This is a genomic window from Thermoanaerobaculia bacterium, from assembly GCA_035260525.1.
GTDB lineage: Bacteria > Acidobacteriota > Thermoanaerobaculia > UBA5066 > DATFVB01 > DATFVB01.
The window spans coordinates 18,010-27,482 of sequence record DATFVB010000190.1 but is presented as its reverse complement, the minus strand read 5'-3'; the positions used below and the strand labels follow the sequence as shown (position 1 = coordinate 27,482).

General features: G+C 68.2%; 11 protein-coding genes. 3 read left to right on the top strand and 8 right to left on the bottom strand.

Translation table 11 applies throughout. The features are described from left to right. Nucleotides 1–1,621, top strand: a 1,621-nt coding sequence (locus tag VKH46_09480; protein ID HKB71062.1) for a prolyl oligopeptidase family serine peptidase, incomplete at its 5' end; no start/stop codon positions are given. Nucleotides 1,622–1,628: 7 nt separating this feature from the next. On the opposite strand, the gene VKH46_09475 is transcribed toward VKH46_09480, so the two are convergent. Genes VKH46_09475 through VKH46_09450 form a run of 6 tightly spaced genes read right to left on the bottom strand, consistent with a single transcriptional unit; the run spans nt 1,629 to nt 5,352 of the window. Continuing rightward, a complete protein-coding gene (locus VKH46_09475) occupies nt 1,629–1,910 on the bottom strand; it encodes a type II toxin-antitoxin system RelE/ParE family toxin (protein ID HKB71061.1) in 282 nt (93 codons plus the stop codon). Then, nucleotides 1,903–2,142 carry a DUF1778 domain-containing protein gene (locus VKH46_09470; GenBank protein ID HKB71060.1) on the bottom strand — a complete coding sequence of 80 codons (240 nt, stop codon included), beginning with the start codon at nt 2,140–2,142 and terminating at the stop codon, nt 1,903–1,905. Before VKH46_09470 ends, VKH46_09475 begins: the two co-directional genes overlap by 8 nt. A 42-nt stretch (nt 2,143–2,184) precedes the next feature. Beyond that, nucleotides 2,185–2,955 carry a carbon-nitrogen family hydrolase gene (locus VKH46_09465; protein ID HKB71059.1) on the bottom strand — a complete coding sequence of 257 codons (771 nt, stop codon included), beginning with the start codon at nt 2,953–2,955 and terminating at the stop codon, nt 2,185–2,187. 10 nt (nt 2,956–2,965) lie between these two features. Then, nucleotides 2,966–4,198: a methionine aminotransferase gene (locus VKH46_09460; GenBank protein HKB71058.1), complete on the bottom strand. Its 1,233-nt coding sequence runs from the start codon at nt 4,196–4,198 to the stop codon at nt 2,966–2,968. Continuing rightward, complete coding sequence (locus VKH46_09455; GenBank protein ID HKB71057.1) at nt 4,195–4,902, bottom strand: amino acid racemase; 708 nt, start codon at nt 4,900–4,902, stop codon at nt 4,195–4,197. The genes VKH46_09460 and VKH46_09455 overlap by 4 nt, the downstream gene beginning before the upstream one ends. A 21-nt stretch (nt 4,903–4,923) precedes the next feature. Next, entirely contained in the window at nt 4,924–5,352 is a 429-nt protein-coding gene (locus VKH46_09450) for an EamA family transporter (protein HKB71056.1), read from the bottom strand. A gap of 301 nt (nt 5,353–5,653) precedes the next feature. Between VKH46_09450 and tsaD the strand changes: the two genes are divergently transcribed. Both tsaD and VKH46_09440 read left to right on the top strand, forming a co-directional pair. Next, nucleotides 5,654–6,694, top strand: a complete 1,041-nt coding sequence (tsaD, locus tag VKH46_09445) for a tRNA (adenosine(37)-N6)-threonylcarbamoyltransferase complex transferase subunit TsaD (protein HKB71055.1) — start codon at nt 5,654–5,656, stop codon at nt 6,692–6,694. A gap of 448 nt (nt 6,695–7,142) precedes the next feature. After that, nucleotides 7,143–7,664: a DinB family protein gene (locus VKH46_09440; protein HKB71054.1), complete on the top strand. Its 522-nt coding sequence runs from the start codon at nt 7,143–7,145 to the stop codon at nt 7,662–7,664. A 120-nt stretch (nt 7,665–7,784) separates the two neighbouring features. Here the strand turns inward: VKH46_09440 and VKH46_09435 are convergent, their stop codons facing one another. Together VKH46_09435 and VKH46_09430 are read right to left on the bottom strand one after the other, a co-directional pair. Continuing rightward, on the bottom strand, nt 7,785–8,261 hold the full coding sequence (locus VKH46_09435) for an isoprenylcysteine carboxylmethyltransferase family protein (protein HKB71053.1): 477 nt from the start codon (nt 8,259–8,261) through the stop codon (nt 7,785–7,787). Between the two features lie 278 nt (nt 8,262–8,539). Further along, complete coding sequence (locus VKH46_09430) at nt 8,540–9,382, bottom strand: pirin family protein (GenBank protein HKB71052.1); 843 nt, start codon at nt 9,380–9,382, stop codon at nt 8,540–8,542. Between the last annotated feature and the right edge of the window lie 91 nt (nt 9,383–9,473).

The following is a 9,473-nucleotide window of genomic DNA, read 5'->3' as shown; positions in this document are numbered from 1 at the left end:
TCCCCAATCCGAAGACACGCTGGTCTATGCCCGCCCCGACAGGCCCGACTGGTTCTTCTCCGGCAGCGTCACCGACGACGGCCGCTGGCTGATCGTGACGAGCGGCGAGGGAACGAGTTCGAAGACCCGGGTTTATTATCGGGATTTGTCGGCCCTTGCCGACCATCGTGATTTGTCGGCCACTGCCGACCATCGTGATTTGTCGGCCACTGCCGACCATCGTGATTTGTCGGCCGCTGCCGACCATCGGGATCTGTCGGCCCTTGCCGACCATCGGGATCTGTCGGCGGGTGCCGACCATCGCGACCTCGCGAATCCGGGCAGCGATTTCGTGAAGCTCTTCGACCGCTACGACGCGAAGTATCAGTTCATCGACGACGTCGGGACGACGTTCTACTTCCTGACCGACAAGGACGCCCCGCGCGGGCGCATCGTTTCGGTCGACGTGGCCGCCGGCGGCGTGGAGCCGGAGCTCTCCGACATCGTCCCACAGGGGGATTCGGCGATCGAGGGCGTCTCTCTCGTCGGCGACCGTTTCGTTGTGGATTACCTGAAGGACGCGTCGAGCCGCGTGAAGCTCTTCTCGAGAGACGGCAAGCTCGAGAAGGAGATCGCGCTGCCGACCCTCGGAACGGTGGGCGGGTTCTCCGGCAAGCGCACCGACCGGGAGACGTTCTATTCGTTCGTCTCCTTCGCGTACCCCGTGAGGATCTACCGCTACGACTTCGACTCGGGGCAAAGCTCCCTCTTCCGGGAGCCGAAGGTTCCCTTCCGGCCGGAGGACTTCGACGTGAAGGAGGTCTTCTATCCCTCCAAGGACGGCACGAAGATCCCGATGTTCCTCGTCGGCAAGAAAGGGACGCTCTCTCCCTCCGGCGACCGGCCCACGCTCCTCTACGGCTACGGCGGGTTCGACCTCGCGCAGACGCCGTCTTACGCGGCCCGGGTGATGACGTGGATCGAGATGGGGGGCCTTTACGCGCTCGCCTGCATCCGCGGCGGTTCGGAATACGGCGAGGAGTGGCACCGGGCGGGCATGCTCGGCAAGAAGCAGAACGTCTTCGACGACTTCGCGTGGGCGGGCCAGTGGCTGATCGGCGAGAAATACACGAACCCGAGGCATCTGGCGATCCACGGCCGCAGCAACGGCGGGCTGCTGATCGGCGCGACGGTCAACCAGCATCCCGAGCTCTTCGGCGCCGCCATCGCGCAGGCCGGCGTCATGGACATGCTCCGCTACCAGAAGTTCACGATCGGCTGGGCGTGGGCGTCCGACTACGGGTCGTCGGACAAACCGGACGAGTTCAAGTGGCTCTACGCCTACTCTCCCGTCCACAACGTGAAGAAAGGGACGAAGTACCCGGCGGTCCTGGTGCTCACGGCCGACCACGACGACCGCGTCGTTCCCGGGCACTCGTTCAAGTACGCGGCCGCGATGCAGGCGGCGCAGGCGGGGCCGGCGCCGATCCTGATCCGGATCGAGACGCGCGCGGGCCATGGCGGCGGCGGCGACCTCGGGAGCGAGACGTCGGTGACGAAGCAGATCGAGGAGTCGACCGACATCCTGGCGTTCCTCTGGAAGAATGCGGGACCGAAAGCGGGAACGGCGAAGAAGAAATGAGAGCGTCTTACCGGTAGGCGTCTTTTCGGTGGTCGGCGGCGGTCAGGGTCACGACCAGCGCTTCGTCGTCGATCTGAAAGAAGACGCGCCAGGAGCCGATCCGGATCCGCCACGTCGGCGGATCCCATTCCCGCAGGCGGGCAACCCCGGGCGCGCGCCGGGGAGAGGCGCGGAGTATCGGGTACACGCGGTGGGTCAACGTCTCGCGGATCCGGGCATTCGCGGCGGGTCCCAGTTTCTCGAGATCTCGCCGGAACCCGGAGGTTTCGAAAAGGCGATACTCAGACAAATCGGCCCCGTCGGGCCACCGCCTCCTTCGCTCCGCGCCGAAGCTTTCGAACGAGCCCTCGGTCCGCGAGTATCGACTCCATCTCTTCGCGAGGGACGAAGATCTCGTCGATCGCCTTCTCTTTCGCTGCCGTCTCGATGAAGTTAGAAATGGAGCGGTTGTCCGCCGCGGCGGCGGCGGCGATCAGCCGATAAGTCGCTTCGTCGATTCGCACGCTCAGGGTCTTCGCCATTGCATCATTCTACCATCACAATTGCATCATTCTGATGCCGCTTCACCGCCGGTACGCCTCCGGCCGCACGTCCTCCAGCACCGGAAACTTCTTCCGCGCCTCGGCGACCCGCGCCGGGTCGACGTCGGCGACGAGCACGCGGTCGGAGTCGTCCCCCTCGAGCACCGTCTCGCCCCACGGATCGATCAGCGCCGAGTCGCCCGTGTAGCGGAGCTTGCCTCCCGTCCCGACGCGGTTGACGCCCGCCACGTACGCGAGATTCTCGATCGCGCGCGCCTTGAGTAAGGTTCGCCAATGCTCTCTTCTCGTATCGGGCCAGTTCGCGACGACCGTGAAGAGGTCCGTCTCCTTCGCGGCGAAGCGGAAGGGCTCGGGAAACCGCAGGTCGTAGCAGATGAACGGCGTCACGCGAACGCCCCCGATCGCGACCGTCAGGACGCGGTCCCCCCCGGCATAGTGGCGGTGCTCGCCGGCGTACGTGAAGGGGTGGATCTTCGCGTACCGGACGACCTCGCCGGAAGGCGACACGACGAGAGCGGTGTTCCGCGGCGCCGGCTCGCCCGCCTCGGGAACGCTCCCGATGATCCACATACCGTGCTTGGCGGCCTGGTCGCGGAGGAACGTCTCGGTCGGCCCGCCCGGCTCCTGCGCGATGCCGGAGGCGTCCATCGAGAAACCGGTCGGGAACATCTCGGGCAGGAGCGCGAGCCGGGCGCCGTCCGCCGCGGCCCGCTCGAGCCGCTCGGCGACGCGCCGGTGGTTCTCGGCGACGTCCTCCCAGGCGATGTCGAACTGCACGAGCGCTACGCGCATCGGTGAAACCTCACCCCCCGGCCCCCTCTCCAGGTGGAGAGGGGGAGGTCGAAGCGTCCGCTGCGGCGGCCGTTGACGCTCGGGGAGCAAGGTTCTTCTTCAGGCGCGCGACGGCCTCTCGGAGGGTTTCGTCCTTCTTGCAGAAGGCGAACCGCGCGTACTTCTTTCCTTCGTCCGACCGGCCGTAGAACGACGACGGCGGCAGCGCCGCGACGCCGATCTCGGTCGTCAGCCACCGGCAGAAGGCCGCGTCGTCGCCCGCGTGGAACTTCGAGAAGCCGGCGCAGCAGAAGTACGTCCCGTGCGTCGGGTGGACGTCGAAGCCGATGCGGGAAAGCTCCGAGGTCAGGTAGTCGCGTTTGGCCCGAAAGGAGGCGAGAAATCCGTCGTAGTAGCTCTTCGGCGCGTCGAGGGCCGCCGCGGCGGCGAACTGGAGCGGGGTGGCCGTCGCGAACGTGACGAACTGGTGCGCGGCGCGGACGGCCGCCGTGAGATTCGCAGGCGCGGCCGCCCAGCCGATCTTCCAGCCGGTCAGCGAGAACGTCTTGCCGAAAGACGAGATCGTGATCGTGCGCTCCCTCATCCCGGGGATCGACGCCATCGGCACGTGCCTCCCCTCGTACACGAGGTGCTCGTACACCTCGTCGGTGATGCACAGGACGTCGCGCTCGCGGCAAAGGCGCGCGATCGCTTCGAGCTCTTCCCGCGAGAAGAGCTTCCCGGTCGGGTTGTGGGGCGTGTTCACGACGATCGCGCGCGTCCGGGGCGTGAAGGCCGCCTCGAGCTCGGCGAGATCGAAGCGCCAGTCGGGAGCATGGAGCGTCACGAAGCGCGCGGAGGCGCCCGCCATGGCGATGCTCGCGCGGTACGAGTCGTAGAAGGGCTCGAACAGGATCACCTCGTCGCCCGCGTCGCAGACGCCGTTGATCGCGTCGAAGATCGCCTCCGTCGCGCCGGAAGTGATCGTGATCTCCGAGTCGGCCGCGTATTCGAGCCCCCAGTCGCGCCGGTACTTTTCCGAGAGCTTCCGATGGAGCTCCGGGATGCCGGTCACCCGGGCGTACTGGCCGTGGCCGGCGCGGATCGCCGCGATCGCGGCCGCCTTCGCGAATTCCGGGCCGTCGAAATCGGGGAAGCCCTGGGAGAGGTTGACCGCGTGATGTTCGTTCGCGAGGCGGGTCATCTCCGAGAAGATCGTGGTGCCGAAAGCCTGGAGGCGGGAGCTCACCGGTGAACGGGTCATGATCGGATCTCCTTTCCGGCGAGCGCCCGGGCGATCGCCGCCCGGGCGAGGAGTCTCGTCGAATCGAGCGTGGGGAGCGGCGCATCGTCGGGTCGCACGATCAGCGGGATCTCGGTGCAGCCGAGGACCGCGGCGTCGCATCCCCGGCCGGCGAGCTCTTCCATCACCTCGTTGAAATAGAGCCGCGAGGACTCGGTGAAGATTCCGTTGACGAGCTCCTGAAAGATGATCGTGTTGATCCTCTCCCGGACCGCGGGCCCGGGGATCTCCCGCTCGATGCCGAGCGGCGAAAGCGCGGCCGGATAGACTCCCGATTCCATCAAGTAGCGGGTGCCGAGGACTCCGAGCTTTCGGAGTCCGCGTTTTCGGGCTTCCTGCGCCACGACGTCGGCGATGTGAAGGAACGGGATCGGCGAACGCGGCGTCAGGAACGGGAACGCCTGGTGAACCGTGTTGTCGGGACAGATCCCGAAATCCGCCCCGGCGGCGGCGACCGCTCTCGCCGAGTCGAGCAGCAGGTCCGCGACCCCGGCCCAGTCGTCGCCCCGGATGAAGACCATGTGCTCGGCCATCGGGATCGAGTCGAGCGTCACCCGCGGGTGGTCGTGCTCGCCCATCGTCGCCTGGGCCTCGAGCGCGATCGTCCGGTAGCAGAGGGCCGCGCCCTCCGCGCTGCAGGCGACGATGCCGACGTGTTGCGCCATCAACGGAATCCTATCGCGCGGTCAGGAAGCCGCCGGGCGCGTGACCAGGAAGAACCCGAGCAGGCAGAAGAGCAGGCCGACGACGTTCACCCAGGAGAGCCGCTCCCGGAAGAGCAGCACTCCGACGGGCACGAGGATCGCCGCGAGCGCCGCGCTTCCGGCGAAGGACGCCAGGCTGATGTTCCATCCGGACCGGTACACGAAGAGAAAGGCGAACTCGATGACGAACGCGCCGACTCCGACACCGACGCTCGCCCACGTCGTCTGGCGCCACGACTCCCGCAGCGGCCGCGACGCCGCAAACGGCAGGAGGAGCGCCGCGAGCGCGAGCGCGGTCACGTAGCTCACGAAGACGGAGAAAACGGGATCGAGGCCGCGGGGGATCGACTTCTGCGAGACGTGGTACAGAACGTTGCCGAGGACGACGAAGACCATCGACCAGTAGAACATCGGTGCCTCCCCGCGATGCGTTTATCACGGGAAACCGGTCACCCTCACCCGCACGCCTTCGCTCCTCCGGAGCGCCCGGCGTGGCGGCCTCTCCCATCGAGGGAGAGGCGGGGCGAGATCGCGCCGCCCGCGCCCCTTCTCCGCGGCCGCCGGGGTGGCGAGCCGACCGTGCTTCACCTCTCCCCTCGAGGGAGAGGTCGCGCGCTCCGGCGCGCGGGTGAGGGGGTGGGACCGGCCCCCGAACTCGCCGCCACCAGGAGCCTCCTTCCTTCGCGGAGGCCGTGCGCTACGATCGGGGCCGATGAGGATCCTCGGAATCGAAACCTCCTGCGACGAGACGTCCGCCGCCGTCCTGGACGGCGACGGGCGCATCCTCTCCAACGTCGTCTCGTCGCAGATGGCGATGCACGCCCGCTACGGCGGCGTCGTCCCCGAGATCGCCTCGCGGCATCATCTGGAGAACCTCCCGGCGGTCCTCGAGGAGAGCCTGACGTCGGCCGGGACCGCTCTCGGGGAGATCGATCTCCTCGCGGTCACCGCCGGGCCGGGACTGATCGGGGCGCTCCTCGTCGGCCTCTCCGCGGCGAAGGCCATCGCCTTCGCGCGCGGGATCCCTCTCGAGCCCGTATCGCACCTCGAGGGCCATCTCTACTCGCCCTATCTCTCGGCGAAGGGAGAGCCGGCGGCGGCGATCGTCCATCCTTTCCACGGCCTCGTCGTCTCGGGCGGCCACGCCGAGCTCGTGCGGGTCGAGGAAGACGCGATCGTTCCGATCGCCCGGGCGGGAGACGACGCGCCGGGAGAGGTGTTCGACAAGGTCGCGCGCCGGGCCGGCCTCGGCTATCCGGGAGGCCCGATCGTCGACCGCATCGCCGCCCGCGCCAACGCCCGGCGGTTTCCGTTCAAGATCGGGCGCTTCAACGACGGGTCGCTCGACTTCACGTTCTCCGGACTCAAATCGCAGCTCGTTCGCGAATTCGAGGCGCGGGGAATCGAGGGAGACCGGCGCGAGGAGGAGGTGACCGGGGAGCTCGCGGATCTCCTCGCCGGTTTCCAGCGCTCGATCGTCGATCAGCTCGTCGACCGGCTCGAGGCCGTGCGCCGGCGCGAGGAGATCGAGCGGGTCGCCCTCTCCGGCGGCGTGGCCGCGAACTCCGAGATCCGGACGACGATCGCGAAATGGGCCGAAGAGCGCGGCATCGCGATCTTCCTCCCCGACCGGGCATTGACCGGCGACAACGCCGCGATGATCGCGTTCGCGGGGCTCCGAAAGTTCCGGCGCGAGGGCGCGAAGGATTTCGCCGCCGTGAACGCCCGATCTCGCTGGCCGCTCGGCGAGTAGCCGGCGCGGGGATACATCGAGCCGGACGGGCGCGTGACGCTCGCGTCGCCCTGCGACGCACTGTCGCCGTACGCCTCGGGACGCCGCGACCGACCCGCATCCCGTCCGCCTTCGCCGAGGCTTCGGCGGATCGAGGGTTTGAGCGCGCCCGTGGTCCAGAGTCTGATTCTGGGCGATGAATCCGCCATAGCTCGTAAGAGCGACGGCGGATCGGGCTCGCGTCTCCCCACGCCTCGTCGTTATCGCAACTGAGGGGATTCTTCTTCCATCTTCGACCCGGACGCGAAGACTTGCCTCGCCGACCCGTCCGCCGAAGCTCGGAGAGCGACGGAGGCAGCCTCGGCGAAGGCGGATGCGTCGCGCCGAACGGATCGGCCCGGCTGCGGGCGCGAAAATGGCTGCCGCCTTCGGCCGGCCCGCTGGTAATCTTTCTGCAATGGAGGATCCCATGAGCACTGCTCCGGCCGGGCGACCGGCTTCGTCGGAATACGCTTCGTACTACGAAAATTACATCTCGCGCGTCCCCGAAGAAGACCTCGTGGCCGCGCTGGAGGACGACCGGGTGACGATGTTGTCGCTCGTGCGATCCATCCCGGAGTCGCGGGCGGACCACCGCTACGAACCGGGAAAATGGTCGATCCGTCAGGCGGTCCAGCACGTCGTCGACACGGAGCGCGTGTTCGGCTTCCGCGCGTTCTGGTTCGCGCGGGAGATCCCGTCGCCGCTCCCGAGCTTCGAGCAGGACGACGCCGTCAAGGGCGCCCCTTCCGCGACGCTTCTCGCCGACGTCGCGTCGGAATTCGACCGCGTGCGGCAGGCGCATATCCTCTTCTTCCGGGCGCTCGAGCCGGATGCCTGGATGCGCTCGGGCACGGCGAGCGGGAAGACCTTCACGGTCCGGGCGCTCGCCGCCATCGCCGTCGGCCACTCGCGGCACCACGCCGCGATCCTGCGGGAACGCTATCTCTGAGGCGGTGTTCCGCCTGGAGAAAGAGCGGCTCGTGCCGCGCGAGATGACGCCGTCCGATCTCGTTCGAAGAGCCGCACCGGCGTCACGCGCTCCCGGTCCGCGAGCACGCTTCCGCGATGGTCAAATCCAACGGCGGACGCGCCGCTCATACTCCCGGAATTCCACCCCGAATTTCCCCTCGAGATACCTCTCCTCGCGGCGGATCTGCGTGCGATCGACGACGACGACGAAGATCACGAGCATCACGAGATGCCAGCCGCTCCGGGCGAGGACGGCGACCCCCGCGATCAGGACCGCCATCGAGAGATAGATCGGGTTTCGTGTCCAGCGGTAGAGTCCTTCCGCGACGAGCGCCCCCGACGGGCGATGCGGGAGCGGGCTCGACCCGCCCCGCGCGAGCGCGCGAACCGCGGCGAGCCCGAGCGCAAAGCCGCCGAGCAGCAGGATTCCGCCGGCGACGCGTGCGGCCACGATCGGAATCGGCAGCGCGAACGGCTTCCATACGTTGACGAGGAATCCCAGGAGGATCGCGACGGCGAGGACGGCGGGGGGCGGCACCGGCGCCCCGACGGCGTCCTTCTCCGAATGGGCATTCATCATGCCCCGAGTCTACTTCGCGTCGAGTACCGGGACTCGCGGCTTCTGACGCTCCCGAGTCAGGCGGCTTTCCCGGTGAGGCGCGTCGAGACGTGCCGGAAGACGGGCGCGGGGACCCGGCCGCCTCGGTTCGGTGGGTCGAATTCGAGGCGCGGCCAGGCGCGAGCCCGACGGGATGCGGGCCGCCCGCGGCGCCCGCAGGCGTACCGTCGGCGTACGTCGGAGGGCGACCGCGGGTGGCACGCGCCCGTCCGGCTCGATGCATGGTCCGCGCTTGCTCACGCTCTCCACTCGAAGCATCCGCGCCTGAGGTCCGACAGCGCCTTCTCGATCTCCCCCCGCGTGTTCATCACGAACGGCCCGTACCGGGCGACCGGCTCGTTCAAGGGCTTCCCCGAGACGAGAAGGAACCGCGCGCCCTCGTCGCCCGCCCGCACCGCGACCGAGTCGCCGTCGGAGAAGACGACGAGCCTGGGCGAGGCGATCGGCCGTCCGTCGATAACCCCGTCCCCCCGAAAGAGATAGGCGAACGCCGCGTGGCCGCGCGGGACCGGATACTCGAAGCTCTCCCGCCGGGGGAGCGTCACGTCGAGGTACGTGGGGTTCGCCGCGATGTCGGCGATCGCCCCCTCGACGTCGCCGACCTTCCCGGCCACGACCCGGATCTTCGCGTTCCCGTGCGCGACCTCCGGAATCTTCCGGTCTCCCACTTCCTGGTAGCTCGGCTTCGACATCTTGAGCCTGGCCGGAAGGTTGACCCAGAGCTGGAAGCCCTCGAGTCTTCCCTTTCGGATCTGCGGCATCTCCTCGTGCTGCAGCCCGCCTCCCGCCGACATCCACTGGATGTCGCCGGGCCCGACCTCCCCCGCGTGCCCCATCGTGTCGCGATGGGCGACGACGCCGTCGAGCATGTAGGTGACCGTCTCGATCCCCCGGTGGGGGTGCATCGGGAAGCCCGCCATGTACTCGTCGGGGTCTTCGGATCCGAAGTGGTCGAGGAGCAGGAACGGGTCGAGGTAGTCGAGGACCGGTGTGGCGATGCTGCGGCGCAGGCGCACGCCCGCGCCGTCCATCGTCTCCATCGGCTCGATCACGCGGGCGATTCTTCGAACGTTGTCCATGGAAATCCTTCCTCACAAAACATCGAGGCGAGTCCGACGCGTCGGCTCGCCTCGATTCCACCCTAGCAAACCTGTCAAGGGGCCCCCGCGC